This is a genomic window from Arthrobacter sp. NPDC057388 (assembly GCF_042668165.1).
Classification (GTDB): Bacteria; Actinomycetota; Actinomycetes; order Actinomycetales; family Micrococcaceae; genus Arthrobacter.
This window is the reverse complement of record NZ_JBHVBL010000043.1, coordinates 1-26,430: the sequence shown is the minus strand read 5'-3', so window position 1 is coordinate 26,430 and position 26,430 is coordinate 1. Positions and strand designations below refer to the sequence as shown.

Annotated in this window: 26 protein-coding genes; 7 read left to right on the top strand and 19 right to left on the bottom strand. The window is 67.0% G+C overall.

The window, feature by feature from the left end; all coding sequences use genetic code 11:
• Positions 1-27: 27 nt before the first annotated feature.
• The 8 genes from argH to argC form a co-directional block, all read right to left on the bottom strand.
• The gene (gene argH / locus ACFUTU_RS17405; protein ID WP_377966495.1) at positions 28-1,461 is read right to left on the bottom strand and encodes an argininosuccinate lyase; all 1,434 of its coding nucleotides are present in this window, start codon (positions 1,459-1,461) and stop codon (positions 28-30) included.
• 5 nt (positions 1,462-1,466) lie between these two features.
• Complete coding sequence (locus ACFUTU_RS17400; protein WP_377966493.1) at positions 1,467-2,672, bottom strand: argininosuccinate synthase; 1,206 nt, start codon at positions 2,670-2,672, stop codon at positions 1,467-1,469.
• Between the two features lie 80 nt (positions 2,673-2,752).
• A complete protein-coding gene (locus ACFUTU_RS17395) occupies positions 2,753-3,283 on the bottom strand; it encodes an arginine repressor (protein WP_076798093.1) in 531 nt (176 codons plus the stop codon).
• Positions 3,283-4,284 (bottom strand): ornithine carbamoyltransferase, encoded by a 1,002-nt coding sequence (argF, locus tag ACFUTU_RS17390; RefSeq protein ID WP_377966491.1) that lies wholly within the window; start codon positions 4,282-4,284, stop codon positions 3,283-3,285. The genes ACFUTU_RS17395 and argF overlap by 1 nt, the downstream gene beginning before the upstream one ends.
• Positions 4,281-5,570 (bottom strand): acetylornithine transaminase, encoded by a 1,290-nt coding sequence (locus ACFUTU_RS17385; protein ID WP_377966489.1) that lies wholly within the window; start codon positions 5,568-5,570, stop codon positions 4,281-4,283. The genes argF and ACFUTU_RS17385 overlap by 4 nt, the downstream gene beginning before the upstream one ends.
• Entirely contained in the window at positions 5,567-6,526 is a 960-nt protein-coding gene (gene argB / locus ACFUTU_RS17380) for an acetylglutamate kinase (protein ID WP_377966487.1), read from the bottom strand. Before argB ends, ACFUTU_RS17385 begins: the two co-directional genes overlap by 4 nt.
• A 69-nt stretch (positions 6,527-6,595) precedes the next feature.
• Complete coding sequence (gene argJ / locus ACFUTU_RS17375) at positions 6,596-7,762, bottom strand: bifunctional glutamate N-acetyltransferase/amino-acid acetyltransferase ArgJ (protein ID WP_377966485.1); 1,167 nt, start codon at positions 7,760-7,762, stop codon at positions 6,596-6,598.
• Entirely contained in the window at positions 7,759-8,790 is a 1,032-nt protein-coding gene (argC, locus tag ACFUTU_RS17370; protein WP_377966483.1) for an N-acetyl-gamma-glutamyl-phosphate reductase, read from the bottom strand. The genes argJ and argC overlap by 4 nt, the downstream gene beginning before the upstream one ends.
• Before the next feature lie 186 nt (positions 8,791-8,976).
• Between argC and ACFUTU_RS17365 the strand changes: the two genes are divergently transcribed.
• Entirely contained in the window at positions 8,977-9,942 is a 966-nt protein-coding gene (locus tag ACFUTU_RS17365) for a quinone oxidoreductase family protein (RefSeq protein WP_377966481.1), read from the top strand.
• Between the two features lie 88 nt (positions 9,943-10,030).
• Here the strand turns inward: ACFUTU_RS17365 and pheT are convergent, their stop codons facing one another.
• Positions 10,031-12,574, bottom strand: coding sequence for a phenylalanine--tRNA ligase subunit beta (pheT, locus tag ACFUTU_RS17360; RefSeq protein ID WP_377966479.1), 2,544 nt, complete (start codon positions 12,572-12,574; stop codon positions 10,031-10,033).
• A 2-nt stretch (positions 12,575-12,576) separates the two neighbouring features.
• Positions 12,577-13,638, bottom strand: a complete 1,062-nt coding sequence (gene pheS, locus ACFUTU_RS17355; protein WP_377966477.1) for a phenylalanine--tRNA ligase subunit alpha — start codon at positions 13,636-13,638, stop codon at positions 12,577-12,579.
• A gap of 290 nt (positions 13,639-13,928) precedes the next feature.
• Here pheS and ACFUTU_RS17350 point away from each other — a divergent pair, with 290 nt between their 5' ends.
• The 3 genes from ACFUTU_RS17350 to ACFUTU_RS17340 all read left to right on the top strand — a co-directional run bounded on the left by ACFUTU_RS17350 (position 13,929) and on the right by ACFUTU_RS17340 (position 16,401).
• The gene (locus ACFUTU_RS17350) at positions 13,929-14,489 is read left to right on the top strand and encodes a hypothetical protein (RefSeq protein WP_377966475.1); all 561 of its coding nucleotides are present in this window, start codon (positions 13,929-13,931) and stop codon (positions 14,487-14,489) included.
• Complete coding sequence (locus ACFUTU_RS17345; RefSeq protein WP_377966473.1) at positions 14,482-15,144, top strand: SIMPL domain-containing protein; 663 nt, start codon at positions 14,482-14,484, stop codon at positions 15,142-15,144. Before ACFUTU_RS17350 ends, ACFUTU_RS17345 begins: the two co-directional genes overlap by 8 nt.
• Positions 15,145-15,246: 102 nt before the next feature.
• Positions 15,247-16,401, top strand: a complete 1,155-nt coding sequence (locus ACFUTU_RS17340) for an Rv2578c family radical SAM protein (protein WP_377966471.1) — start codon at positions 15,247-15,249, stop codon at positions 16,399-16,401.
• Positions 16,402-16,526: 125 nt separating this feature from the next.
• Here the strand turns inward: ACFUTU_RS17340 and ACFUTU_RS17335 are convergent, their stop codons facing one another.
• The 4 genes from ACFUTU_RS17335 to ACFUTU_RS17320 all read right to left on the bottom strand — a co-directional run bounded on the left by ACFUTU_RS17335 (position 16,527) and on the right by ACFUTU_RS17320 (position 19,675).
• The gene (locus tag ACFUTU_RS17335) at positions 16,527-17,330 is read right to left on the bottom strand and encodes a MetQ/NlpA family ABC transporter substrate-binding protein (protein ID WP_377966469.1); all 804 of its coding nucleotides are present in this window, start codon (positions 17,328-17,330) and stop codon (positions 16,527-16,529) included.
• A gap of 61 nt (positions 17,331-17,391) precedes the next feature.
• Positions 17,392-18,093, bottom strand: a complete 702-nt coding sequence (locus ACFUTU_RS17330; RefSeq protein ID WP_377966467.1) for a methionine ABC transporter permease — start codon at positions 18,091-18,093, stop codon at positions 17,392-17,394.
• Positions 18,090-19,070: a methionine ABC transporter ATP-binding protein gene (locus ACFUTU_RS17325; RefSeq protein ID WP_377966465.1), complete on the bottom strand. Its 981-nt coding sequence runs from the start codon at positions 19,068-19,070 to the stop codon at positions 18,090-18,092. Before ACFUTU_RS17325 ends, ACFUTU_RS17330 begins: the two co-directional genes overlap by 4 nt.
• Before the next feature lie 146 nt (positions 19,071-19,216).
• Positions 19,217-19,675, bottom strand: a complete 459-nt coding sequence (locus tag ACFUTU_RS17320; protein WP_377966463.1) for a (deoxy)nucleoside triphosphate pyrophosphohydrolase — start codon at positions 19,673-19,675, stop codon at positions 19,217-19,219.
• A 130-nt stretch (positions 19,676-19,805) separates the two neighbouring features.
• Here ACFUTU_RS17320 and ACFUTU_RS17315 point away from each other — a divergent pair, with 130 nt between their 5' ends.
• Entirely contained in the window at positions 19,806-21,029 is a 1,224-nt protein-coding gene (locus ACFUTU_RS17315) for an MFS transporter (RefSeq protein ID WP_377966461.1), read from the top strand.
• A gap of 52 nt (positions 21,030-21,081) precedes the next feature.
• On the opposite strand, the gene ACFUTU_RS17310 is transcribed toward ACFUTU_RS17315, so the two are convergent.
• Positions 21,082-22,035, bottom strand: a complete 954-nt coding sequence (locus ACFUTU_RS17310) for a cation diffusion facilitator family transporter (RefSeq protein ID WP_377966459.1) — start codon at positions 22,033-22,035, stop codon at positions 21,082-21,084.
• A gap of 231 nt (positions 22,036-22,266) precedes the next feature.
• On the opposite strand from ACFUTU_RS17310, the gene ACFUTU_RS17305 reads away from it, so the two are divergent.
• Complete coding sequence (locus ACFUTU_RS17305) at positions 22,267-22,542, top strand: GlsB/YeaQ/YmgE family stress response membrane protein (RefSeq protein WP_076798106.1); 276 nt, start codon at positions 22,267-22,269, stop codon at positions 22,540-22,542.
• 261 nt (positions 22,543-22,803) lie between these two features.
• Here the strand turns inward: ACFUTU_RS17305 and ACFUTU_RS17300 are convergent, their stop codons facing one another.
• From ACFUTU_RS17300 to infC, 4 genes are all read right to left on the bottom strand, one after another.
• On the bottom strand, positions 22,804-23,700 hold the full coding sequence (locus ACFUTU_RS17300) for a TrmH family RNA methyltransferase (protein WP_377966457.1): 897 nt from the start codon (positions 23,698-23,700) through the stop codon (positions 22,804-22,806).
• Between the two features lie 53 nt (positions 23,701-23,753).
• The gene (gene rplT / locus ACFUTU_RS17295; protein ID WP_377966455.1) at positions 23,754-24,209 is read right to left on the bottom strand and encodes a 50S ribosomal protein L20; all 456 of its coding nucleotides are present in this window, start codon (positions 24,207-24,209) and stop codon (positions 23,754-23,756) included.
• Between the two features lie 117 nt (positions 24,210-24,326).
• Positions 24,327-24,521, bottom strand: a complete 195-nt coding sequence (gene rpmI, locus ACFUTU_RS17290; protein ID WP_076798109.1) for a 50S ribosomal protein L35 — start codon at positions 24,519-24,521, stop codon at positions 24,327-24,329.
• 117 nt (positions 24,522-24,638) lie between these two features.
• Entirely contained in the window at positions 24,639-25,616 is a 978-nt protein-coding gene (gene infC / locus ACFUTU_RS17285) for a translation initiation factor IF-3 (protein ID WP_377966453.1), read from the bottom strand.
• Positions 25,617-25,999: 383 nt separating this feature from the next.
• On the opposite strand from infC, the gene ACFUTU_RS17280 reads away from it, so the two are divergent.
• Positions 26,000-26,386: a DUF1844 domain-containing protein gene (locus ACFUTU_RS17280; protein WP_377966451.1), complete on the top strand. Its 387-nt coding sequence runs from the start codon at positions 26,000-26,002 to the stop codon at positions 26,384-26,386.
• Positions 26,387-26,430 lie beyond the last annotated feature (44 nt).

The following is a 26,430-nucleotide window of genomic DNA, read 5'->3' as shown; positions in this document are numbered from 1 at the left end:
ATGCCATCTCGATGACCGTTGCGCTGATTACCCTGCGTAGTCGCGGACGCCCTTAAGCTCGCCTTCCAGCGCAGCAAGCTGGCGTTCGACGGCGGCCGGTGCCGTGCCGCCCTGCGAGTTCCGGCTGTTGAGGGAGCCTTCCGTGCTGAGGACACTGCGGACTTCCGGCGTGAGGTGCTCCGAAATGGCGGCATACTCCTCATCCGTCAGGTCCCACAGTTCCACGTTGCGGCTTTCAGCCTGCTTCACGGCGGCACCGGACAGTTCGTGCGCTTCGCGGAAGGGCACGCCCTGGCGGACCAGCCATTCGGCGATGTCCGTGGCCAGAGCGAAGCCCTGCGGTGCCAGCGACTCCATCCGGTCCGCATTGAACTTCAGCGTGGCGATCATGCCCGAAACTGCCGGCAGCAGCAGCTCCAGCGTGTCCGCGGCGTCGAACACCGGCTCCTTGTCCTCCTGCAGGTCGCGGTTGTATGCGAGCGGGAGGCCCTTGAGCGTGGCCAGCAGGCCGGTAAGGTCGCCGATCAGGCGGCCGGCCTTGCCGCGGGCCAGCTCGGCCACGTCGGGGTTCTTCTTCTGCGGCATGATGGACGATCCCGTGGAGTACGAATCGTGCAGCGTGACGAAGGAGAACTCCTTGGTGGCCCAGAAGATGACTTCCTCCGAAACCCGGGAAAGGTCCACGCCGATCATCGCGGCCACCCAGGCGAACTCGGCGAAGACATCGCGGGACGCGGTGCCGTCGATCGAGTTGTGGACGGCCGAGTAGAAGCCCAGGTCCGCGGCCACGGCCTCGGGGTCCAGGCCAAGCGAGGAGCCGGCCAAGGCGCCCGATCCGTACGGCGAAACGCCGGCGCGCTTGTCCCAGTCCTGGAGCCGCTGCACGTCGCGCAGCAGCGCCCAGGCGTGGGCCAGCAGGTGGTGGCTGAGCAGCACGGGCTGGGCGTGCTGCAGGTGGGTGCGGCCGGGCATCGCCACGCCGGGGTGGGCTTTGGCCTGCTCCACGAGGGCGTCGATGGTGGCCAGGACGCCGCGGGCGATGATCCGGGCGTGGTCACGCAGGAACATGCGGCCCAGGGTGGCCACCTGGTCGTTGCGCGAACGGCCCGCCCGGAGCTTGCCGCCGAGCTGCGGTCCGGCGCGCTCGATCAGCCCGCGTTCCAGCGAACCGTGCACGTCCTCATCGGATTCCGCCGGAACGTAGGCGCCCGAGGCGACGTCCGCGTCCAGCTGGTCCAGGGCGGCGAGCATGCCTTTGAGTTCGGCTTCGTCCAGCAGTCCGGCCTTGTGCAGCACGCGCGCGTGCGCCTTGGAACCGGCGATGTCGTAGCGGGCCAGGCGCCAGTCGAAGTGCGTCGACTTGCTCAGCGCCGCAAGGGCATCCGCGGGGCCGCCGGCGAACCGGCCGCCCCAGAGGGCGCCGGTGTTTGTCGCTTCCGACTTGGTGCTTTCGCTCCCCATTGGGGTTACTCTCCCGCGACCCGGATGTCGCGGCCGGAGGCAACCTTGGCGGACATGCCCCACAGCTCGATGAAGCCGCGCGCCATGGACTGGTCGAAGGTGTCGCCGGTGTCGTAGGTGGCGAGGTTGAAGTCGTAGAGCGCGGTCTCGGAGCGGCGTCCGTTGACGATCGCCTGGCCGCCGTGCAGCACCATGCGGATGTCGCCGGTGACGTACTTCTGGGTGTCCTCGATGAAGGCGTCCAGGGAGCGCTTCAGCGGGGAGAACCACTGGCCGTCGTACACCAGTTCGGCCCAGCGCTGGCCAACGGTGGCCTTGAAGCGGGCCTGCTCGCGCTCAATGGTGACGTCCTCGAGGTGCTTGTGCGCGGTGATCAGCGCCATGGCACCCGGAGCCTCATAGATTTCGCGGGACTTGATGCCCACGAGGCGGTCCTCGACAACGTCGATGCGGCCCACACCCTGCGCGCCGGCGCGGCGGTTCAGTTCCTTGATGGCCTGCAGCGGGGTGACCTTCACGCCGTCGATCGCCACCGGAACACCGGCTTCAAAGGAGATGGTGACCTCGTCCGGCGCCGGCGGGAATTCCGGCGTGGCGGTGTAGTCGTAGATATCCTTGGTGGGGGCGTTCCAGATGTCCTCAAGGTAGCCCGTTTCGACGGCGCGTCCCCAGACGTTCTGGTCGATCGAGTACGGGTTCTTCTTCGTGGTCTCGATGGGCAGGCCCTTTTCCTCGGCGAAGGCGATGGCCTTGTCGCGGGTCAGGGCGAGGTCGCGGACGGGTGCGATGCACTTCAGGTCCGGGCCGAGGGTCTGGATGCCCACCTCGAAGCGGACCTGGTCGTTGCCCTTGCCGGTGCAGCCGTGGGCGACGGTGGTGGCGCCGAATTCACGGGCCGCCTTCACCAGGTGCTTGACGATGACCGGGCGGGAGATGGCCGAAACCAGGGGGTAGTGGCCCTGGTAGAGGGCGTTGGCCTTCAGCGTGGGCACGCAGTATTCGTTGGCGAACTCGTCGGACGCGTCGGCCACGTAGGCCTCGACGGCGCCGCAGCCGAGGGCGCGCTGGCGGATGGTTTCCAGGGATTCGCCGCCCTGTCCGACGTCGACCGCCACGGCGATGACCTCGGCGCCGGTGGCTTCACCGATCCAGCCGATGGCTACGGAGGTATCCAGGCCACCTGAGTAGGCCAGAACAATACGCTCAGTCACGGAACATGCTCCTTAGTTGTTGTTTGTGTTTTCGTTTGTCTTGAAAAGCAGGGGCGGGCGCGCGCGAGGGTGCGGCGGGACTACTGGCCGGCTTCCTCGGCGAGCTGCAGGAACCGGGCTGCCAGGTCAGGGCCGCCCAGCGGGTCCCGGGCCACGAGCAGCACGGTGTCGTCCCCGGCGATGGTGCCCAGGATCGAGGGCATCACCGAATGGTCGATGGCGAGGGCGAGGAAGTTCGCCGCGCCGGGCGGCGTGCGGAGTACCACGAGGTTGGCCGAAGCCTCGGCCGTGACCAGCAGTTCGCCGCAGAGCCGCGCGAGCCTGGCATCGAGGATTTCCTGGCTTACCCCGCTCTTGGCCGCCCGCTCCCCGCCTTCGCCGGGGACGGCGTACACCAGCACGCCCTCTTTGCCCCGGACGCGGACGGCACCGAGCTCGACGAGGTCGCGCGACAGCGTGGCCTGGGTGACCTGCACGCCGTCGTCCGCGAGCAGCGCCGCAAGCTCCGCCTGGGAACGCACCGATTCGCCGGTCAGGATCGCGGTGATCCGCGCCTGGCGGGCGGTTTTGGTGGCCGGGCTGGCCCCGGGGGCCGCCGGGTTGGTGGACACTAGAACGTGCTCTCCCCGGTGCCCTCAACGGGGGAAAGCCCGTCGACGAAAGCCAGCCCGGACCGGTGCATGAGCCACGCCATGAGTGCCTTCTGCGCATGCAGGCGGTTCTCGGCCTCGTCCCACACGATGGACTGCGGGCCGTCGATCACGCCCGCCGAGATTTCGTAGCCGCGGTAGGCGGGCAGGCAGTGCAGGACCACGGCGTCAGCGGCGGCCTGGGCCAGCGCGGCTTCGTCCACGGAGTATTCACGGAACAGCTGCAGCCGTGCTTCCTTCTCCGCTTCCTGTCCCATGGACACCCACGTGTCGGTGGCCACGACGTCGGCTCCCTTGAGTGCCTCCGCCGCGTCGGTGGTGACCAGCACGGAGCCTCCGGTTTCGGCTGCGCGTTCCTGGGCGGCGGCAACGATGTCCGCAGCCGGCAGGTAACCCTCGGGCCCGGCGATGCGGACGTGCATGCCGGCCGTGACGCCGGCCAGCAGGTAGGAGTTGGCCATGTTGTTGGCGGCGTCGCCGAGGTAGGCCATGGTGAGGCCCTTGAGTTCGCTCTTGTGCTCCTTGACCGTCAGCAGGTCGGCGAGCAGCTGGCAGGGGTGGTAGTCGTCACACAGGGCGTTGATGACCGGAACCCGGGAGTTTTCGGCCATGGCAACGAGGCCGGAGTGCGCGCCGGTCCGCCACACGATGGTGGAGACCATGCGTTCAAGGACCTTGGCGGTGTCCTCGACCGATTCCTTGTGGCCGATCTGTGCTTCGCCGGGGTTGATGATCAGGGCGTTGCCGCCCATGTCCGCCACGCCGGTGGCGAAAGAGACCCGGGTCCGGGTGGAGGTCTTGTCGAAGATGACTGCAACGGTTTTGCGGCCGCTGCCTTCGGCGGCGAACGGCTGGACGCTGTACGGCGCGGCCTTCATGCGGCCGGCGAGCTCCAGGACTTCCGCCTGCTCGGCAGGGCTGAGGTCCGTGTCCTTCAGGAAGTGGCGGATGGTGGAAGTCACTGTGCGTCCTTTGCGGTTTGCAGGATGGCCGGCAGGGCGGCCAGGAAGCGGTCCGCCTGCTCGGTGGTGAGGATGAGCGGCGGGGCCAGGCGGATGGTGTGCGGGCCGGGGCTGTTGATGATGAAGCCGGCATCCAGGGCCGCGGTCACGGCGGCGGCGGCGACGTCGGCGTCCAGGTCGAAGCCGATCAGCAGCCCCTCGCCGCGCACCTCCGTGACACCGTCGACGCCGGCCAGCGACGTCCGGACGTGCTCACCCACGGTGCGGACGTTGTCCAGCACCTGCTGGCTTTCGATGGCATGCAGCGTAGCCAGCGCAGCAGCGGTGGCCACCGGGTTCCCGCCGAAGGTGGTGCCGTGCTGCCCTGCGGACAGGAGCGACGACGTTTTCTCGCCGAAAGTGATGAGCGCGCCGATCGGGAAGCCGCCGCCGAGGCCCTTGGCGAGGGTGATGGCGTCGGGCACGATCCCGGCGTCCTCACTGGCCAGCCACTTGCCCGTGCGGGCAATACCGGTCTGCACTTCATCCAGGATCAGCAGGGCGCCGGCCTCCGCCGTGGCTTCGCGGGCCGCCTTCAGATAGCCGGCTGGCAGGGGCCGGACGCCTGCCTCACCCTGGATGGGCTCGAGGAAGACGGCCGCCACGGTGTCGTCGACGGCGTTGCGCAGGGCTTCGATGTCCCCGAACGGAATGTGCTCCACTCCCCCGGGCACAGGCTCGAAGGGGGTCCGGTAGGCCTCCTTCGCGGTGAGCGCCAGCGCGCCCATGGTCCGGCCGTGGAATGCGCCCTCGAGCGCGATGATCCGGGTCCGGGACTTGCCGCCGGCCTCTCCCGTTGCGGAACCCGAATTCCGGCGGGCCAGCTTGAAGGCGGCCTCGTTGGCTTCGGTGCCGGAGTTCGTGAAGAACACCTTGGAGCCGGCCGGTGCAGCACTGAGTTCCAGGAGCTTTTCGGCCAGGGCGATCTGGGTGGGGCTGGTGAAGAAGTTGGAGACGTGCCCCAGGGTGGCCAGCTGGCTGGAGATCACCGAGGTCACGAAGGGGTGGGCGTGGCCCAGCGCATTGACGGCAATACCGCCGAGGAGGTCCAGGTATTCCTTGCCGTCGGCGTCCCACACGAGGCAGCCGGCGCCGCGGACCAGCACGCGCTGCGGCGTGCCGAAGACTCCCATCAGCGACGAGGAGTAGCGGGCGAGCCACTCGGAGCCGCTGCTGCTGGGGACGATGGTGGTTGCGGCGGCCTCCGCAGCTGGGTGGGCCTGGCTCACGTCAACAGTGTCGTTCATGCGTTCGTCTCCTCGTCCGGGACCACCTGGGTGCCGATGCCCGCCGTCGTAAATGTTTCCAGCAGCATTGAGTGCGGCAGCCGGCCGTCCACAATGTGCGCCCGTTCCACGCCCTCGTCGATGGCCTTCAGGCAGGCGGCCATCTTGGGAATCATGCCGGATTCCAGTTTGGGCAGCATGTCCCGCAGCTCCGACGCCGTCAGCGAGGAAATCAGCGACGACTTGTCCGGCCAGTTGGCGTAGAGGCCTTCGACGTCGGTCAGGATGACCAGCTTCGAGGCGCCCAGCGCCGAGGCAACGGCCGCGGCCGCGGTGTCCGCGTTGACGTTCAGGACCTGCCCGGTGGGCTGGAAGCGCGCGGTGCCCGCAACGCCGTCACCGGCGTCGGTGATCTCCGGGGCGACGGTGGAGATCACCGGAATCCGGCCGGCGTCGAGAATGTCCACGATGCCGGCGGGGTCCACGCCGACCACCTCGCCCACGAGTCCGAGGTCCACCTCCTCGCCGTCAACTACGGTCCCGGTACGGACGGCGCGCAGCAGGCCGCCGTCTTCGCCGGACATCCCGACGGCGTAGGGCCCGTGCGAGTTGATCAGGCCCACCAGTTCACGGCCCACCTGGCCGGTGAGGACCATGCGGACCACGTCCATCGCCTCGGGCGTGGTCACGCGGAGTCCGCCCTTAAACTCTGATTCAATGCCGAGCCGGCCCAGCATGGAGTTGATCTGCGGGCCGCCGCCGTGGACCACCACGGGGTGGATGCCCACGTGGTGGAGGAACACGACGTCCTCGGCGAAGGCGCGGCGCAGTTCGTCGTTGACCATGGCGTTGCCGCCGTACTTGATCACCATGGTGGTTCCGGCGAAGCGCTGGATCCACGGCAGGGCTTCGATGAGCGTGCCTGCCTTGTCTTGGGCATCGCTCATGGACGTTGACTCGCGGGTCTGGGTGTTCATGCGGCTGGCTCTCCAGGGTTGCTGGCGGATCTGGCTGGAGCGGGCCCAATCTAGCTTGGGCAGGCCCCTCTAGCTGGAATAGGCACTGTTCTCGTGGACGTAGTCGTGCGTGAGGTCGTTGGTCCAGATCGTGGCTTCCGCCTCGCCGGCCTGCAGGTCGATTTCGACCGTCACCTCGCGCGGTTCGAGGTCCACGAGCTTGCGGTCCTGGCCGATGCCGCCGTTCTGGCAGATCTGGATGCCGTTCATGGACACGTTCAGCTGGTCCGGCTCGAACACCGCATCGGTGGTGCCCACGGCCGAGAGCACGCGGCCCCAGTTGGGGTCCTTGCCGAAGATGGCGGCCTTGAAGAGGTTGGAGCGGGCCACGGCACGGCTGACGGTCTCGGCGTCGCGTTCGGTGGCGGCGTTGAAAGTCCGGATTGCAATGTCGTGGCTGGCGCCCTCGGCATCGCCGATCAGCTTCCGGGCCAGCTCGGCGCAGACCTGGGTAAGTCCCTGGGCGAAGACCCCGTTGGACGGAACGGCCTTGGACGCGCCCGAGGCCAGCAGCACCACGGTGTCGTTGGTGGACATGCAGCCGTCCGAATCGGCGCGGTCGAAGGTGACTCGCGTGGCGTCGCGCAGGGCGAGGTCGAGCAATTCCGGCTGGACGTCGGCATCCGTGGTGAGGACCACCAGCATGGTCGCCAGCCCGGGCGCGAGCATGCCGGCGCCCTTGGCGATGCCGCCGATGGTGAACTCGTTGCCGTCGGCGTCGGCACCGGTGAAGACCGCCTGCTTGGACACCGTGTCCGTGGTCATGATGGCTGTGGCGGCGTCGGGCCCGCCGTCGGTGCTCAGCGCCGCCGCGGCGGCGTCGATGCCGGGGACGATCTTGTCCATGGGCAGCTGCTCGCCGATCAGGCCCGTGGAACAGACAAAGACATCGGTGGCGGACAGGCCGAGGGCCTCAGCCGTTTTTTCCGCCGTCGTGTGCGTGTTCTGGAAGCCCTGCGGGCCGGTGCAGGCGTTGGCGCCGCCGGAGTTGAGGATCACCGCGTCGACGCGGCCGTCGGAGACCACCTGGCGCGACCAATGGACGGGGGCCGCGGCCACCCGGTTGGAGGTGAAGACGGCGGCCGCCGCCTTGGACGGGCCGTCGTTGACCACGAGGGCGAGGTCCGGGTTTCCGGAGGCCTTAAGTCCTGCCGTGACTCCGGAGGCACGGAATCCCTTGGGGGCGGTAACGGTCACGGGGCAACTCCCTGCAGGTTGAGGCCGGCGGTTTCGGGCAGGCCAAGGGCAATGTTCATGGACTGCACCGCTCCACCGGCGGTGCCTTTGGTCAGGTTGTCGATGGCGCAGGTGACGATGACGCGCCCGACGTGCGGGTCGAAAGCCAGCTGCATGGCAGCGTGGTTGGAGCCCTGCACGGACTTGGTGGTGGGCCACTGGCCTTCGGGCAGCAGGTGGACGAACGGCTCGTCGTCGTACGCCTCCGCCCAGGCGCGGCGCAGTTCCTCGGCGCCGACGCCGGGCTTGACCCGGGCGGTGGCGGTGGTGAGGATGCCGCGGCTCATGGGTGCCAGGGTGGGTGTGAAGGAAACCGTCACCTGCTCACCGGAGGCGTTGGACAGGCCCTGCTCGATTTCGGGGGTGTGCCGGTGGCCGCCGCCCACGCCGTAGGGGCTCATGGAGCCCATGACCTCGGAGCCGATCAGGTTCACCTTCGCCGCCTTGCCCGCTCCGGAGGTCCCGGACGCGGAGACGATGACGACGTCATTACCCTCGAGCAGGCCGCCGGCGAAGCCCGGCGTCAAGGCGAGCAGTGCCGACGTCGGGTAGCAGCCGGGGACCGCGATGCGGTTGGCGCCCTTGAGCTTTTCGCGCTGGCCCGGAAGCTCGGGCAGGCCGTACGGCCACGTGCCCGCGTGGTCGGAACCGTAAAACTTTTCCCAGGCGGTGGCGGATTCCAGGCGGTGGTCAGCACCGGCGTCGATCACCACAGTTCCCTCGGGAAGCTTGGCCGCGATCTCGGCGGACGCCCCGTGCGGAAGGGCCAGGAACACGACGTCGTGCCCGGACAGGTTCTCCACGCTGGTGTCCTCGAGAATCCGGCTTGCCAGGCCATGGAGATGCGGCTGCAGTTCGCCTAGTCTGGAACCGGCGTTGCTGTGTGCCGTGATGGCTCCGATAGTGACGTCCGGATGGCCGGCCAGGAGGCGCAGGACTTCGCCCCCCGCGTAGCCGCTGGCACCGGAAACGGCAACAGAAATAGTCATGAAGACGACTATACAGCAAGACTATGCATAGATCCCGATATTTATGCATGCAGTTGTTGCGCCTCAGCAGAAGCCGGCCACGCATCCCTACGCCCGGTTCCGCCCGACTTCGCCTGCACCCTCCCGGTCCCTAGGATGAAGTGAGGAAGGGTGCCGGAGGTCCCGGCCCGGAAAAGGAGAAATTCCATGACGCACGCCATCGTCGCCCGGCAGCCGGGCGGACCGGAGGTTTTGGACTTGACCGAGATCGACCGCCCCGCCCCCGGTCCCGGCCAACTGCTGGTGAAGGTCGCGGCAACGGGCGTCAACTTCATCGAAACCTACCAGCGCAGCGGCACCTACAAGGTGGCTTACCCGTTCACGCCGGGGTCGGAAGCCGCCGGCGTCGTCGAGGAAATCGGCGAGGGCGTTGAGGACTACACCGTGGGCAGCCGGGTGGCCACCGCCGAAGGCGCCGCCTGCTACGCCGGATACATCGTGCTCGATGCCGCGAAGGCCCTGCCCGTACCGGACGCGGTGGACGACCAGACCGCCGCGGCGCTCCCCCTCCAGGGCATGACGGCCCATTACCTGATCAACTCCTCGTTCCGCGTTGAGCCTGGGCACAGTGTGCTGGTCCACGCCGGGGCCGGCGGGGTTGGCCTGCTGCTGATCCAGCTGCTGAAGGCCCGCGGCGCCCGCGTCATCACCACCGTATCCACGGATGAGAAGGAATCCCTGGCCCGCGGTGCCGGCGCAGACGAGGTCCTGCGCTACGACGGCTTCGCCGACGCCGTCCGGGACCTGACCCACGGTGCCGGCGTGAACGTGGTGTACGACGGCGTGGGGAAGGATACGTTCGACGGCTCGCTCGCGAGCCTGCGGACCCGCGGTTCGCTGGTGCTGTTCGGCGCCGCGTCCGGTCCGGTTCCGCCGATGGACCCGCAGCGGCTCAATGCCGGCGGCTCGCTGACCCTGACACGCCCGTCGCTCGCCCACTTCCTCGGCAACCCGCAGGAACGGCTGTGGCGCTCCACGGAGATCTTCGGCGCGGCGGCCGACGGCAGCCTCAAGGTGCGCATCGGCGCGACTTACCCGCTCGCCGAGGCCCGCCGGGCACACGAGGACCTCGAAGGCCGGCGCACCACCGGCAAGGTCCTGCTTCTCCCCTAAACCGGCCAGTTTTCCGGCATAAAGAAAGACCACGCCAATTTGGCGTGGTCTTTCTTTATGCTCAGTTAGCGCTGGACGGCGTGATCAGCTACCGCTGGACGGCGCCGAACCGCTCGGCGGCGGCGGCGACGGCGTGCTCACGCGCTTCGGACGCCTCGTCCGCCGTCAGTGTCCGGTCGGTGGCGCGGAACCGCAGGCCGAAGGCCAGGGACTTCTTGCCGTCCTCGATTCCCTTGCCCGCGTAGACGTCGAACAGGGCAACGTCTTCCAGCAGCTCGCCGGCGCCTTCACGCAGCACGGCCAGCACGTCGTCCGCGGGGACGTCCTGCGGCACCACGAGGGCCACGTCCTGGGTGGCCACGGGGAAGGTGGAGATGTGGCGGGCCACCACGACGTCGGCAGCCGCCTCGAACAGGGCATCGGCGTTCAGCTCCAGCGCGACGGACCGCGCCGGGACATCGTGCGCGGCCAGGAGCTTGGGGTGCAGTTCACCTGCGTAGCCCACGACCTCGCCGGAGCGCAGCGAAAGCTGGGCGGCGCGGCCCGGGTGGAACGCCTGGTGCCGGCCCTGGGTGACCACGAGCTCCACGCCCAGGACGTCACCTGCGAGGCGTGCGATGTCCAGGGCATCGGCCCAGTCCCACAGCCTCGGCGCATGGCCTGCGGCAGCGGGCGAATCATGGCCGGTCAGGACGGCGGCTATATGCAGCGGCTGGTCCGGAACGCCGTCGTACAGCGCATCGAGCACCTCATCGGATGGCTTGACGCCCAACGGCGGAATGGAGGGCGTGCCCAGCGTTTCACCGGGGAGGAACACCAGGCCGGCCTCGAAGACGGCGAGGTCGCGGAAGCCGCGGGAGTGGTTGCGCTTGGCCACCTCAAGCAGGCCCGGCAGTACCGACGTCCGCAGGTAGCCGTGTTCCTCGCTGATCGGGTTGGCCAGCTTTACCGCAGTCCGGGGCGCACCCTCCTCGGCCACGCCGAAGGTGTCGTTGGCTGCCTTCGAGACGAAGGGGTATGCCAGCACCTCGGTCAGGCCGGCGTCGGCCAGCGCCTGGACCAGGCGCCGGCGCTGCTGCTGCACACGGGTCAGGCCGCGGCCGGGAGGCGCCACCGGCAGGGTGGCCGGGATCTGGTCGTAGCCCACCAGTCGGGCTACTTCCTCGGAGAGGTCTTCCTTGGTTTCCAGGTCGTTCCGCCAGCTCGGCGCCGTGACGGTCCAGCCGGCGTCGGTCTTTTCAAGAACGGCGCCCAGGTCCTCGAGGGAGGTGACGATCTGCTCTTCGGTGAAGTCGATGCCAATCCGGGCGGCTGGGAACTCCGCGGGCAGTGCGATGGTCACGGCATCCGGCGCGGTACCGACGTCCGTACCGGCCTCATCGGCGGTGCCGCCGGCCAGCTCCACGAGAAGATCGACGGCGCGCTGGGCCGCGATGTTCGCGACCTGCCAGTCCACACCGCGCTCGAAGCGCTTGGACGCTTCGGACGGCAGCTTGTGGCGCCGGCGGGAACGGGCGATGGAGACTTCCTCGAAGTGGGCCGCCTCGATCAGCACCGTGGTGGTGGTGCCGGAAACCTCGGTGGAAGCACCGCCCATGACACCGGCGACGCCGATGGGGCCGGAGGCGTCGGTGATCAGCAGATCCTCGGCGTCCAGCGAGCGCTCCTTGCCGTCGAGGGTGGTCAGCTTCTCCCCCGCCACGGCGCGGCGCACCACGATGTCTCCGGACAGCTTGTCCTGGTCGTAGAAGTGCAGGGGCTGGCCGAGTTCGAGCATCACGTAGTTCGAGATGTCCACCGGCAGCGAGATGGACCGGATTCCGGCCAGGCGAAGCCGCGCGGACATCCACGGCGGAGTGGGCCTGCCGGCGTCCACACCCCGGACGGTGCGTGCCACGAAGCGGTCGCAGCCGGGCTTGCCGTAGATGGGTGCGTCGTCGTTGATCTTGACGCCGTAGCCGCCGGAGAGGGCGGCCGGAGCGTTGACCTTGGATGCGGGATCCGTGAACACTGTGCCGGTGGCGTGGGCGTATTCGCGGGCCACACCGCGGATGGAGAAGGCGTAGCCCCGGTCAGGGGTCACGTTGATTTCGGCGGCCTGGTCGTACAGCCCCAGGAGTTCCATGGCGTCGGTCCCGACCTCGGGGTCCAGCCCGATCCGGGAAAGCACCAGGATGCCGTCATGGTCTTCGCCGATGCCCAGTTCGCGGACCGAGGCGATCATGCCGGCGGACATGTGGCCGTACGTCTTCCGTGCGGAAATGTGGAAGTCGCCGGGCAGGACGGCGCCCGGCAGGGTGACAACCACCTTGTCGCCCTCGACGAAGTTGTGCGCACCGCAGACGATGCCCTGCACGCCGGAAGGGTCGATGCCCTTGCCGGTAAGAGTTTGCTCCTGCCCCTCGGGGACAACGCGGACCTGGCACCAGTTGATGGTCTTGCCGTTGGACTGCGGCTCCTTGACCAGGCTCAGGACCTGGCCCACCACGACGGGTCCGCGCAGGGCGTCCGTGGGGCGGTGGACCGCTTCCTCTTCGAAGCCGACCTTGACCAGGTCAGCCATCACGTCTTCGGCCGTGGCTCCGGCCGGTACCTGCGCGAACTCACGCAGCCAGGAAAGTGGGATACGCACTGTTAGATCTCCATCCCGAAGTGCTCGCTGAAACGTACATCGCCCTCGATCATGTCGCGCATGTCGCCGACCTCGTTGCGGAACATGAGCGTGCGCTCGATGCCCATGCCAAAGGCGAAGCCTGAATAAACGTCCGGGTCGATGCCGGCGGCACGCAGGACGTTGGGGTTGACCATGCCGCAGCCGCCCCATTCGATCCAGCGCGGGCCGCCCTTGGCGCCGGGGTGGAAGATGTCCAGCTCGGCGGACGGCTCGGTGAACGGGAAGTAGTTGGGGCGCAGCCGGATCTGGGCCTCGTCGCCGAACATCTGGCGGGCAAAGTGCTCCAGGGTTCCGCGGAGGTCGGCCATGCTGAGCTTCTTGTCGATGGCCAGGCCCTCGAACTGGTGGAAGACCGGCGTGTGGGTGGCATCGAGTTCATCGGTGCGGAACACCTTGCCGGGGCACAGCACATAGATGGGCAGCTCCCGCTCGAGCATGGAGCGGACCTGCACCGGCGAGGTGTGCGTGCGCATCAGCAGGTGGGCTTCGGGCGGCTCCACGAAGAAGGTGTCTTGCATTTCGCGGGCCGGGTGGTCCGGCTTGAAGTTCAGGGCATCGAAGTTGAACCATTCCGATTCCACTTCGGGCCCTTCGGCGATTTCCCAGCCCATGCCCACGAAGATGTCCGCCACGCGGTCCTGGAGCGTGGACAGCGGGTGCCGGGCACCGGCCCGACGGCGGCGCGGGGCCGCCGTGACGTCGACGGTCTCCTCGACCAGGATGCGGGCATCGTTCTCCGCTTCCAGTTCGGCGGTGCGGTCCGCGAGCGCCTTGTTAACACGCCCGCGCGATGAACCCATCAGCTTGCCGGCAGCGGCCTTCTGGTCCTTGGGCAGGCGTCCGATCTCGCGGTTCGCCAGGCTGAGCGGCGATTTCTCCCCGGTGTGGGCCAGGCGCACTGCCTTGAGTTCATCGAGCGTGGAGGCGCCGGCGATGGCGGCGACGGCCTGGTCCACGGCGGCGTTGATGGCGGTTTCATCCAGAGGGTTCGGGACGTCGGCGCCCGGCAAAGTTTCAGTCATCTACTGTTCTTAGCTACGAGTCGGGTGGTGCCAGCGGCCGGTGCAGCCGCGCCGGTTTCCCCGGCAGCGCGTCCATCGCTGGCACGTCATGTGCAATGAAGTCATCCAAGGACGTCATCGAAAAGACGCCATCCCAAGACAGGGCAGGCTCGCCGGCGGGTGGCCGGCAGGCACTGTTCCCAGTCTAATTGACGGCGCCGGGCTAATTGACAGCGGCCAATTACGTGACGGCATCCCGGTTTCCTTTTCCATACCTGTATCGCGGGAACGGCCGCGGCTAGCATGGGCCCATGATGCAAGGCCGCACCGCACCGCTGACCCAGGGGCAGCGCCTCAGGCAGCTCGCCAACGTCCTGAACGCCTCCACACCGCTGGGGCTGGCACTTGCCCGGCTGGCCGGCACCCGGATTTTCCACGGTCCGCGCGGCCTCATAGTTGCCACCGGTTACCGCTGGCGGCTGCCGCTGGCGGGCGCCTTCACGGTAGGCAACGTGGTCATTTTCCGTTCGGATGCCGACGCCGCCCTGACCGGCCGCGTGCTCCTGGGCCATGAAGAACGCCACAGCACCCAGTACGCATGGTGCCAGGGACTGCCCTTCCTCCTGTTCTACTTCGCGGCCGCAGCATGGTCGGCACTGCGGTACGGCGATCCGGCGTCGGGAAATCCCTTCGAACGGCATGCCGGGCTGGAGGCCGGCGGCTATGTGGACCGGAGGCACGCAATGGTCCCAGGGCGCGGAATGGTCCGGACGCGCATGCACCACGGGCGCACGGGGATCCGGGGGCGCACGGGGATCCCGTGGCAAAGGGTAATCCGCAGCCAACGGAACAGGAGGCGCGGGCGTGGCTGAAGCCGCGGACCAGGCAGCGGTCCGGAGTGTCACCGTCACGGGGTCCGGGACCGTTGAGGCCGCCCCGGACCTGCTGACGCTCTCCATCGGCGTGGAGTGCCGGCGCGACACCGCAGGTGATGCCTATGCCGCTGCCGGAGAGGCGGCCGCGGCAGTAACGGGCACCTTGCGAAGCCAGGGTGTTGGGAGCCGGGACATCAGGACGTCGGGACTCAACGTCCGCGCCGACGCCGTTTGGCAGGAGGGCCGGGGACAGCAAATCACCGGCTATGTGGCATCCAGCACGCTCAATGTGCAGCTCCGGGAGCTGGCTGCCGCGTCGGAGACCATCGCGGCGGCCGTGGAGGCGGGCAGCAACGACGTCCGCCTGGACGGCGTGCAACTCGGCTTCGCAGACACCGCGGCCGTCCTGGCGCTGGCCCGGGAAGCAGCCTGGTCAGACGCCCGGACCGCGGCAGCACAGTTCGCCGGGCTGGCCGGCGCCGAACTGGGTGCAGTGGTCTCCGTGCACCAGCATCCCCTGCCGCCGGCACCCGTCCCGCTGGGGGGAATGCAGCGGGTCTTCGCCGCAGACTCCGTCGCCGTGGAGGCCGGGGACCTGAGCGTCAGCGCCAGCGTGACTGTTGAATGGGAGCTGCGCTCCGGCGCCAGCTGACCCTGCTGCCCACGGGCATCGGCTGGTGGCTGCCGCCCCAGGAAGGGGAAACGCCGACGACGGGCCTTGACTTAAGTTCGAACATACCTTCGAATTAAGGGCATGAGATGGGACGCGCAGGCACTCAAGCCGGCACAGCCGGAAATGCCCGGGACTGCACCGCTGCTGCCCCTGGCCGGACTGGTGCGCTCCGTGTCCACACCGGAGTTCGCCGGCGTCACCTTTCATGAGGTCACCGCCAAATCGGTGCTCAACAGGGTGCCCGCCGGCTCCCGGATGCCGTTCGAGTGGACGGTGAACCCCTACCGGGGATGCAGCCATGCGTGCGTTTATTGCTTCGCGCGCAAGACGCACACTTACCTGGACTTCGATGCCGGCCTGGATTTTGACAGCCAGGTGGTGGTGAAGATCAACGCGGCGGAGGTGCTGCGCAAGGAGCTGGGCAAGCCCTCCTGGCAGCGGCAGCATGTGGCACTGGGCACCAACACTGACCCGTACCAGCGTGCCGAGGGCCGGTACCGGCTGATGCCGGGCATCATCGGCGCGCTCGCCGATTCCGGTACCCCGCTGTCCATCCTGACCAAGGGAACCTTGCTGGCGCGCGACATTCCGCTCCTCAAGCATGCCGCGGCCCAGGTCCCGGTGGGCATCGGGATCTCGCTTGCCATGACCGACGAACAACTCTCCGAAGCCATCGAACCCGGCACCCCCGGCCCGCGGGCCCGGCTCAAGCTGATATCCAGGCTTCGGGAAGCCGGACTGCCCTGCGGTGTGATGGCCATGCCCATCCTGCCGTGGCTCTCGGACAGCGACGAAGCCCTCGACTCCCTGTTCGCCTCGCTGGCGGCCGCCGGGGCCACAGGCGTCACCGCCGGGGCACTGTATCTCAAGCCCGGCACGCGGGAATGGTTCATGCAATGGATCGCGGCCCGGCATCCGGAACTCGTGGGCCGTTACCGCCGGCTGTATGGCACGGGGTCGTACGCGTCCAAGGAATACCGCACTTGGCTGGCCGGCAGGGTCCGGTTCTTCAAGGCACGGCACGGCCTCGCCGGTTCACACGGGTTCAGCCACCGCGAACTCGACGTCCACGCTGACAGCCCCCGGCCCGACGATCCCCGGGGTGAGGAGGCCGCCTACCCGGTGGGAAGCCTCCCCCAGCACCGCGTGCCGCAGGAGGCGGGCCAGCACAGGGCAGGCGAGCACCGGGCAGGCCAGCACGGCGGAACGCGGACGTCACAGCCCACGCTGTTCTGAAGCTGTCGGTTCCCCCTCCAAGAAGCACCCGGTAAACAGCGGAGGGCAGGACGGTGACCGTCCTGCCCTCCGCGGGATGGTATCCCGGCAGCGACTGGCTGCGGCGGCATCCCGGCCGGCCAACCTTAGCTGGCCGGAATCACCAGGCCCTTGAACTCCGCCTGGATGAAGTCCTTCATCTCCTGCGACGTCAGGATCTTGTAGAGCTTCTGGACGCGGGCGTCGTCCTTCTTGTCGGCGTTGACGGCCAGGACGTTGTAGTACGCGCTGTCCTTGCCCTCGACCAGGATCTGCTTGTCGGTGCTCAGACCTGCCGGAAGGGCGAACGCCAGGGTGACAATGGCAGCGTCCTTGTCGTTGAGTGCCTGCGGGAGGCTGGCGTTCTCGATCTCGGTGAACTTCAGGTTCTTGGGGTTCGCGGTCACGTCCTTAAGCGTGATCGGGTTCTCCTTCACCTCGATGAGTCCCTTGGATGCGAGCAGCTTGAGGGCCCGGGCCTCGTTGGTGGGGTCATTGGGAATGGCCACGGAAGCGCCCTCGGGCAGGGCGTCCAGGCTCTTGACCTCATTCGAGTACAGCGCCATCGGAGGCAGGTAGACCTTGCCCACGCTGACCAGGTTCTTGCCCGACGCCTTGTTATAGGTCTCCATGAACGTGGTGTTCTGGAAGAGGTTGGCGTCGATGTCGCCGTCGCTTACCGCAGGGTTCGGCGTGTTGTAGTCGCTGAACTCCTTGTATTCGACGGTGAGGCCTTCCTTGGGCGCGAGCTCCCGCTGGACATGCTTGAGCATGTCACCGGCGGGCACCGCGAGGGCGCCGACTTTGATGGTCTCCGCGGCGCTGGAGGAGCTTGGGCTGCCACACGCGGACAGGGCGAGGACAGCCACGGCTCCCGCCGCTGCCGCCTTCAGGATGCTGGAACGGATCATGCTTGACTCTTTCGAAGATGGAGCGGATGGGGATGAAAATCGCGCGGGACGGGACCCGCGGTCAGCGGTGGGACAGCCTGCGGGCGGCGAAGTTGCCCAGCGACTGGAACACCTGGACCAGGAGGATCAGGAGGATGACGACGGCGAACATGTACTCGGGGCTGTAGCGCTGGTAGCCATAGCGGAAGGCCACATCGCCCAGCCCGCCGCCGCCTACCGCGCCCACCATGGCCGAGTATCCGATCAGGCCCACGACTGTGGTGGACAGCCCGAGCGCCAGCGCGGGGACGGCTTCGGCCACGAGGACCTTGGTCAGGATGGTCCAGCGGGTGGCCCCGAGGGACTGGGCAGCCTCAACCAGGCCCTGCGGCACTTCACGGATGCCGATTTCAACGAGCCTGGCGAAGAACGGAATGCCGGCGATCGCCAGCGGCACAATCGCCGCCGTGGGACCGATGAAGGAACCCACAAGCAGGCGGGTGAAGGGAATGAGGAGGATCATCAGGATGATGAAGGGGATGGACCGTCCGATGTTCACAACAACGTCGAGCACCCGGTTCACGGCGACGCCCAGGGCGCGGCTGCCGAAGGGCCTGGCCAGCAGGCCGTCAGCCTCCGTGGTGACCAGCAGCACGCCGGCCGCCAGCCCGAAGAGGACCGTGAGCAGCAGGCTCACGCCGACAGTGTAAAAGGTCTCGCCGGCACCCTTGAGGATGGTGTCCAGCAGGTCCGTCCAAAAGTAGGGATCATTGCGGTCGATCACTTGATTACCTCCACGTAGAGTCCTTGCGAACGCAGATCGGCGACAGCGCCGGACACGGTCTTTTCATCTCCCGGGAGTTCCAGCCGGGTCCGTCCGGTCTGGCGGCCGTGGATGGTCTCGACGGCGGCACCGAGGATCCCGACGTCGATGCCATGTTCGCGTGCCAGCTGGGCTATGACGGGCCGGTCCGTGGTGACTCCGGTGAAGGTGACCTCAACCACCGTATTGGACGTGAGCGGGATATCGCCCAGGGGGAAGAGCGCCTGGCCAAGCAGGGACTTCTCCGTGGTCAGCAGGGTCTCGACTGATCCCTGTTCCAGGATCCTGCCATGACTCATCACCGCGGCGGAATCGCAGATGCGCTTGACCACGTCCATCTCGTGAGTGATCAATAGGACGGTGAGGCCCAGGTCCTTGCTCAGCTGCCGGATCAGGTCCAGGATCTGGCGGGTGGTGTCCGGGTCCAGGGCGGAGGTGGCTTCGTCGCTAAGCAGCACCGACGGGTTGGATGCCAGCGCACGGGCGATGCCCACACGCTGCTTCTGGCCGCCCGAGAGTTGGGCCGGGTAGGCGTCAGCTTTGCCGTGGAGGCCCACGAGTTCAAGGATTTCCAGGGCCCGCGTTCGCCGCTCTGCCCGGCCGACACCGGTGATCTCAAGTGAAAGTTCCACGTTGGCCCGGACGGTGCGCCCGCTGAGCAGGTTGAAGTGCTGGAAGATCATGCCGATGTCATGGCGGGCGTGCCTGAGCTCCTTGCCCGCAAGCTTTGTCATGTCCCGGCCGCCGACGTGGACGGTTCCGGAATCCGGCTGCTCCAGGGCGTTGATGGTGCGGATCAGGGTACTCTTGCCCGCCCCGCTCTGGCCCACGACACCGAAGATTTCACCCTGCTTCACGGACAGTGTCACGTCATCGAGGGCACGGACCTGTGCGGTCCCGGAGCCGTAGCTCTTGGTGACGCGGCTCACGGATATCATGCGGTTCCTTCAGGGGGCTGGGCGGATCTCCCGGAAGGGTCCAAGGAGTGAGACACACCAGAGGTGTCCGGCATGTAATTCTGCCCAGCAGTCCTTAAGGCAACAAATTCGAACAAACAGCTTGAAGAACCCGGTGATGGGTGGTGTTAATTTCCGCGGAGGGAGCCCGCGCTGCTCGCGGTGGCGACGCTGGCCAGCAGCGCCCGGACAATCGGCAGGTCTGCCGGGATCCATGGCAGCCTGAGAGCTTCGTCACCATCGAGGATGCTGACCCACCGCAGTTCATCATGGTCTTCGAGCGGCCGCGGGTCGCCGTCGGCGACTTCTGCGAACCACACCCGCATCACAGCGCGGTCATTCAGGGGCCAGCCTGCCGGACCCGGCGCGTCCAGTTCCGCCCCAAGAACGACGTCGATGCCGAGTTCCTCACGGAGCTCCCGGTGCAGTGCCCCCTCGGGAGATTCCCCCGCTTCCACTTTGCCGCCAGGGAATTCCCACATGCCGGCGAACTGCGGAGGCGCAGTCCGGCGTGCCGCCAGGAGCCGGGTGGGAGCGGACAGCGAGTCGAGCACGGCCCCGCCAACGACGTTGATCAGTTCAGTCACCGGTCCAGTCTATGAGGGATGCAGGCCACCGCAGGGCGGGAATGGATCTGCGGGCAACGGGCTTGTTAAAATCGTACTTATCAGTGGCAACGAGGCCGAGACTCAGTAATCCCTTTCGAAAAGCAGGCACATGACTTCCACTGTCCAAGCTCCCCGCACGCCCAAAACCGCCACCCGCGTTGGCCCGGCCATACTGGCCCTGGCGATGGGCGGCTTCGGGATCGGTGTCACCGAATTCGCCATGATGGGCCTGCTCAAGGAGGTCGAAGTGGGGCTGCGGATCAGCACCCCCGAGGCCGGCCACCTCATCTCGGCCTACGCCCTGGGCGTCGTCGTCGGAGCTCCCGTGCTGGCCGCCGTCGGCGCGAAGCTGCCGCGGAAGTTCCTCGCCCTGGGACTGATGCTCTTCTTTAGCGTTGCCAACCTGTCCTCGTTTATCGCTCCGGACTACGCAGGCATGCTGGTCTCGCGGTTCGCGGCGGGACTGCCCCATGGCGCGTTCTTTGGCGTGGCGGCGGTGATTGCCGCTTCCCTGGTGGCGCCGACCAGGCGTGGCTGGGCCATTTCCATGGTGATGGCCGGTCTCACCGTCGCCAACGTGGTGGGGGTTCCCTTCGCGACGTGGCTTGGCCAGACGTTTGGCTGGCGGCTGCTCTTCGTCCTGGTGGGAGTGCTCGGCCTTGCGACCCTGGCGCTCATCTGGAAATTCGTCCCGTTCCAGCCGACCCATGCCGGGGCGAGCATTCGCAGGGAACTGGGTGCCTTACGCCGGGCACAGGTGTGGCTGGCAATCCTCATCGGCATCGTCGGGTTCGGCGGCTTCTTCGCCACCTACACCTACATCTCGCACACCATGACCTCCGTGGCCGGCATGCCCACTTCCCTGCTGCCCTTCGTGGTGGCCCTGTATGGCCTGGGAATGGTGGCCGGAAACATTGTCGGCGGCCGAATAGCGGACAAGTCCGTGATGGGCACCATCTACCGGGTCCTGCCGGGAATCGCAGTTGCGCTGGTGGTTTACGCCGTGGCCGTGCACTGGCCGTGGGCAGCTTTCGTCATGGTGTTCGTCGTTGGCGGCGCCGGGTCCATGCTCGTCCCGGCCCTGCAGACCCGGCTGCTGGATGCATCTCCGGACGCGCCATCGCTGGCGTCGTCCCTCAACCATGCGGCACTTAACGTGGCCAACGCCCTGGGCGCTTTCCTTGGCGGCGTCGTGATTGCCTTGGGCTGGGGTTACGTGGCGCCTGCCCTGGTGGGTGCCGTACTGGCCATTCTTGGGCTGATGGTAGCGCTGCTCAGCGGCCTGCTGGAACGCAAAAAGCCGCTGGCCCCGCAGGAGCACAGCGTCGGCTGAGCCCCTTACAACAGAAGCTGGGGCCACAGCAGGAAGCTGGTTCCAGCAGAAGCTAGGCGCCCGGATCGCCCGCAAGGGCGGGCCCGCTGGTTAGCTGGGCACGGCGGATGTCGGGCTCCAGGTAGATGACCCGCGCAATGGGGACTTCCGCACGGATCCGGGCCTCGGCGTCGTCGATGGCTTTGGCAATATCCAGACCCGAATCACCCGCCCCCACGCTGATCTTGGCAGCCACCAGCAGTTCCTCAGGACCCAGGTGCAGGGTCTTGAGGTGGATGATGGCGGTTCCGTCGGATTCGATGGCGCGGCGGATGCGGCCAACATCGTCCTTGGTTGCCGACTCCCCCAGCAGCAGCGACTTGGTTTCCATGGCCAGGATGACGGCGATGGACACCAGCAGCAGGCCGATCATGGCGGTCCCGATCCCGTCCCAGATGCCGTCCCCGGTGAGCAGCGTCAGCCCCACACCGAGCAGAGCGAAGAACAGCCCGAGCAGCGCACCAAAGTCCTCGAGCAGAATCACCGGCAGCTCAGGCTGCTTGGCGGTGCGTACAAAGCTGACCCAGCCCTGCCGGCCGCGGACGTGGTTGGCCTCGGTGATGGCCGTCCGGAATGAGAATCCTTCGGCGATGATGGCACCGACCAGCACTGCCAGCGGCACCCACCAGAAGTCACCTTCGATCCCGTGCGGGTGCTGGATCTTTTCCCATGCCTCATACAGGGCGAACAGGCCGCCGACGCTGAACAGCACGATGGAGACAATGAACGCATAGATGTAGCGTTCGCGACCGTACCCGAAGGGGTGTTCAGGGCTCGCCGCCCGCTGGGCACGCTTCCCGCCGACCAGCAACAACACCTGGTTGCCGGAGTCCGCCACTGAGTGGATGGCTTCGGCGAGCATCGATGAGGAGCGGGTCAGCAGGAACGCTACGAACTTCAGCGCGGCGATGGTCAGGTTGGCAGCCAGCGCCGCAACAATCGCCTTGGTACCGCCACTTGCAGACAAGGCAGGCCCACCTCTCTTCACAGCTATTCAACGGACCGGGCAAGGCAACATGATGCCGCCTCCCAGTAATCAACGTACCCGCCCGGCCCCCGGCAGAAACCGTGCAGGGGCTGCTGGCGCAACGAAAAAAGCCAAAACTAAGCCTACTGACAAAGAAACGCGCGCTGTGTTAGCTTGAAGCCATATCGGGACTGATAAGAATCGCTCCCGACGAATATGAAGGAGCAGACAATGGGTTTTCTTGCTTGGATTATTCTCGGCCTGATCGTAGGCGCAATTGTTAAAGCTGTCATGCCCGGACGGGTCGGCGGCGGCTGGGTCACCAGCCTGGTTCTGGGCGTGGTTGGCGCCATCGTTGGCGGCTGGATCGGCAGCCTTCTCTTCGGCAAGGGTGACCTGGCGTTCTTTGACCTCGGCACCTGGATCCTCGCCATCATCGGCGGACTCGTAGTCGCAGGCATCTACGGCGCAATCACCGGCCGCAACCGGACCACGCGGGCACCATAACAGCCCTGAATCATAGGCACCGGGCGTCGGCAGGCCCGGGCACATCATAGACAAAACAGACAGGAGCGGGTGTCCACCTCAACGGTGGACACCGGCTCCTTCTCATCTGCCCGGAACTTTTATCTCCCCGGCTTCCTATCTGCCCGCAACGCCCTTCAAAAGGAACCCCTCGACAGCCGGAGTTTTTGTCCAGATACCGCGGGTTGAAGTGCCGTTCGCGGCCAATATCTGTACAAAAACTCCCCTGCGCTAACCGCCGGGTTACCCAGGCTGCTGGGACCTCGCACTCGCGTAGAGGCAGACCGTCGCGGCCGTCCCCAGGTTGAGGCTTTCCGCAGCGCCGTACACGGGCACCGCCACGCGGTGATCGGCAAGCGCGAGCTCGTCGTCGGAAAGCCCCTGGGCCTCGTTGCCGAATAGCCAGGCGGTCGGGTTCTCCAGGGCGTAGTCCGAACCGGCGGTCGATGCGCCCAGCCGGCGCGCGGCGTTCTCGTCCTGCAGGCGGTCCAGGTTCAGCTTCCCGTATCCGTCAGCAGCGAGCACGCCGATCCCCCGGGCTTTGCACAGCGCCACGAGCTCATTGACATCGGCGCCGAGCACCACCGGGAGGTGGAACAGGGAGCCGGCGGTGGAGCGGACCGCCTTGGGGTTGTAGATGTCCACGCTGGAACCGGTAAGCACCACGGCATCGGCGCCCGCGGCATCTGCGGCCCGCAGGACGGTGCCGGCGTTGCCGGGGTCCCGGACCTGGCACAGCACGGCAATCAGGCGGGGGCCGGCGTCGAGCACGTCCGCCAGCGCCACGTCCACGAAATCACAGACCGCGACGATCCCCTGCGGGGTAACGGTATCCGCCATGGCGGCCAAAACGTCGTCAGTGGCGAGCCGCGCGGCAGTTCCCACGGCCAGTTCCTCAAACTCCGGGTAGCGGTCCAGGCAGGACTCGCTGGCATACACTTCCCGGACTATTCCCGGCTGGCCGGCCGCGATCCGCTTGCCATGCAGCACCAGCGCTTCACGGACCGCCTGCGGGCCTTCGGCCAGGAACTGCCGGCGTTTTAAACGGACCGGGCGCCCTGCAAGCTTTGCCACATCCCTCACCCGATCTGCTCGGGGATTGGAGAGTGGAAAGTCTTGCGGGCGCCCGGTTTCGTTCATATAAGAAACCTTAGTGGCTGTTGCCACCGGTCCTTGAACTGGGAGCTGGCTGCTTACTCTGCAGCTGCAGCGGCCGGCTTCTTCGCAGCGCGTGCGCGGGTAGCCTTGGCCTTCGGTGCAGCCTCGGCAGCGGCAGCCGGAGCGGAGGTGTCAGCAGGCAGGGCGTCCTTGGCAACCTGGACCAGCGCAGCGAAAGCGTTGGCGTCGGAAACGGCGAGCTCGGCCAGCATGCGGCGGTCAACCTCAACCTCAGCGGCCTTCAGGCCCTGGATCAGGCGGTTGTAGGTCAGGCCGTTGGCGCGGGATGCAGCGTTGATGCGCTGGATCCACAGGCGGCGGAAGTCGCCCTTCTTCTTCTTGCGGTCACCGTAGCTGTACACAAACGAGTGCAGCAGCTGTTCTTTTGCCTTGCGGTACAGGCGTGAGCGCTGCCCACGGTAACCTTTGGCGCGTTCGAGGACAACCCGGCGCTTCTTGTGGGCATTTACCGCCCGCTTCACACGTGCCACGTGCGTACTCCTTCAGAATTCTTGTCCCAAGCATCTTTCGCCGGTGATCCGGCTGGCCTGAGAAGGCTTTATTGGTAGGTGGCTGCAGCCTGGTGGCCGCTGCCGGAGAGCTTGGAACTAGATGCCGAGCATCTTCCGGATGACCTTGGCGTCGCCCTTGAAGACGATCTTGTCGCCGGCGAGGCGACGGGTCAGGCGGGTGGACTTGTGCTCCAGGTAGTGGCGGCGGTTGGCCTGCTGGCGGCGCAGCTTGCCGGTACCGGTCAGCTTGAAGCGCTTCTTAGCACCACTGTGGGTTTTCATCTTCGGCATGGGAACCGATCTCCTAACGTATCCGCAGACCATGTCTGCAGTCTTTCGCGCAGCCGCCCCTGGGGGCGGCATGCTGGTTGCTGACTGCCTGAAGGGAATACCTTCCGCAGTTTCGAACTAGTTGGTCTTCTTACCCGCAGGCTTCGGCGTGGGCCGCGGTGCCGCAGGACGAGCCACCGGCTTCGGCGCGGCGGGCCTGGCCACCGGCTTGGGCGGGGCAGGCACAGCCGCAGGCTTCGGCGCCGCAGGAGCAGGCGTCTCGGCCTTGGGGGCCTGGGGTGCAGGCACCTTGGCGGCAGCAGGCTCGGCAGCCTTCGGCGCAGGCGCCGCAACGGGTGCTTCGGCGACCGGAGCCTCCTGGGCCGGAGCCTCCTGGGCGGGAGCCTCTGCAGCCGAAGCTTCCTGGGCGGGGGCCTCAACGGGAGCTTCCTCAGCGGAAGCGGCCGGTGCCTCTGCGGCGGTGTCCGCAGAAACCTTGAAGCCCTCGGGCAGGAGGTCACCGAGCGACTGCGTCATCGGCGCCTGGTCCTTACCGGACACGTCCACGCGGGCGGCGGCCTTGGCTTCGTTCTGCGCCTTGGCCTCGGCACGCTGGGTGGCGCGGCGGGCTTCGGCCTTCGCCTCTGCCTTGTTCTTCAGCGGTCCGATGACCATGACCATGTTGCGGCCGTCGATGCGCGGGCTTGACTCCACGACGCCGACTTCAGCCACATCCTCGGCGAAACGCTGAAGCAGGCGCAGGCCCATTTCGGGGCGCTGCTGCTCACGGCCGCGGAACTGGATCATGGCCTTGACCTTGTCCCCGGCTCCGAGGAACCGCAGGGCATGGCCGCGCTTGGTCTCGTAGTCGTGGGTGTCGATCTTCAGGCGGAACCGGATTTCCTTCAGAACCGTGTTGGTCTGGTTCTTCCGGGCCTCACGGGCCTTGACTGCGGCTTCGTACTTGTACTTGCCGAAGTCCATCAGCTTGCACACCGGAGGCTTGGCCTGCGGTGCAACTTCAACGAGATCCAGGTCGGACTCGGCAGCCAGACGCAGGGCATCCTCGATGCGGACGATCCCTACCTGTTCGCCGGCAGGGCCGACCAGCCGCACCTCAGGGACGCGGATACGCTCATTGATTCTTGGCTCGCTAATGTTAAAGCTCCTGTGTTTGTGATGGGTGTTCCACCGGCAAAATAGAGAAGGCCCCCAATTGCCGGAGCAATCGGAGGCCTCAAAGATCGGATGTGCACTTCCCCGCGGGGACTGCACGCACTTCTCCGGACTCCTGTCCGGGGAACCGCCCGACCGTTACCCGGCAACCTTGCTGCCCTGAACCTTCCAGGGAAAACGGCTGACGCGGGTGGGAGAGAACTCCGCTTGCAAACTGAGTGTCAATTCTACAGAAAGATACCCGCTCACCGCACATTTGCGGCAGTGGGTCTCATACACGGCAAAATAACGACATCCAGTCGGTCTGTGACAAGCTTACCAGTATGAGCACTCCAGACAGCAATTCACACGTCTACCAGGCGCCGGGCGCCGGGGACGACGTCACGCAGCAAATTCGCGACATCTCCGAAGTTCCCGCGATCGAGGTCATCACCACGGCCGCGGTACACCTCATGAGCGCATCCGCCGTGAAGCTTGGCCTGGCCGCTGAGGAGAACGCCGCCGAGCTGAAGGACCTGGACGAGGCCCGCAAGCTCATCACTGCCCTCGCCGGACTGGTGACGGCAGCCGCGCCCGAGATCGGCTCCCAGCACGCCGGCCCGTTGCGCGACGGCCTGCGGTCCCTGCAGCTCGCCTTCCGCGAAGAGTCCATCCTCCCGGATCCTCCGGGCAAGGGCCCCGGCGAGAAGTTCACCGGTGCGGTGAACTAGGAACTGGATTACGACGGCGGCGGGCCGGCTCTTCGGGGCCGGCC

Coding starts and splice junctions, on each gene's coding strand:
- argH (WP_377966495.1), bottom strand. CDS start 1,461: ATGGGGAGCGAAAGCACCAAGTCGGAAGCGACAAACACCGGCGCCCTC.
- ACFUTU_RS17385 (WP_377966489.1), bottom strand. CDS start 5,570: ATGAACGACACTGTTGACGTGAGCCAGGCCCACCCAGCTGCGGAGGCC.
- argB (WP_377966487.1), bottom strand. CDS start 6,526: ATGAACACCCAGACCCGCGAGTCAACGTCCATGAGCGATGCCCAAGAC.
- argC (WP_377966483.1), bottom strand. CDS start 8,790: ATGACTATTTCTGTTGCCGTTTCCGGTGCCAGCGGCTACGCGGGGGGC.
- ACFUTU_RS17365 (WP_377966481.1), top strand. CDS start 8,977: ATGACGCACGCCATCGTCGCCCGGCAGCCGGGCGGACCGGAGGTTTTG.
- pheS (WP_377966477.1), bottom strand. CDS start 13,638: ATGACTGAAACTTTGCCGGGCGCCGACGTCCCGAACCCTCTGGATGAA.
- ACFUTU_RS17350 (WP_377966475.1), top strand. CDS start 13,929: ATGATGCAAGGCCGCACCGCACCGCTGACCCAGGGGCAGCGCCTCAGG.
- ACFUTU_RS17340 (WP_377966471.1), top strand. CDS start 15,247: ATGAGATGGGACGCGCAGGCACTCAAGCCGGCACAGCCGGAAATGCCC.
- ACFUTU_RS17335 (WP_377966469.1), bottom strand. CDS start 17,330: ATGATCCGTTCCAGCATCCTGAAGGCGGCAGCGGCGGGAGCCGTGGCT.
- ACFUTU_RS17325 (WP_377966465.1), bottom strand. CDS start 19,070: ATGATATCCGTGAGCCGCGTCACCAAGAGCTACGGCTCCGGGACCGCA.
- ACFUTU_RS17315 (WP_377966461.1), top strand. CDS start 19,806: ATGACTTCCACTGTCCAAGCTCCCCGCACGCCCAAAACCGCCACCCGC.
- ACFUTU_RS17305 (WP_076798106.1), top strand. CDS start 22,267: ATGGGTTTTCTTGCTTGGATTATTCTCGGCCTGATCGTAGGCGCAATT.
- ACFUTU_RS17300 (WP_377966457.1), bottom strand. CDS start 23,700: ATGAACGAAACCGGGCGCCCGCAAGACTTTCCACTCTCCAATCCCCGA.
- rpmI (WP_076798109.1), bottom strand. CDS start 24,521: ATGCCGAAGATGAAAACCCACAGTGGTGCTAAGAAGCGCTTCAAGCTG.
- ACFUTU_RS17280 (WP_377966451.1), top strand. CDS start 26,000: ATGAGCACTCCAGACAGCAATTCACACGTCTACCAGGCGCCGGGCGCC.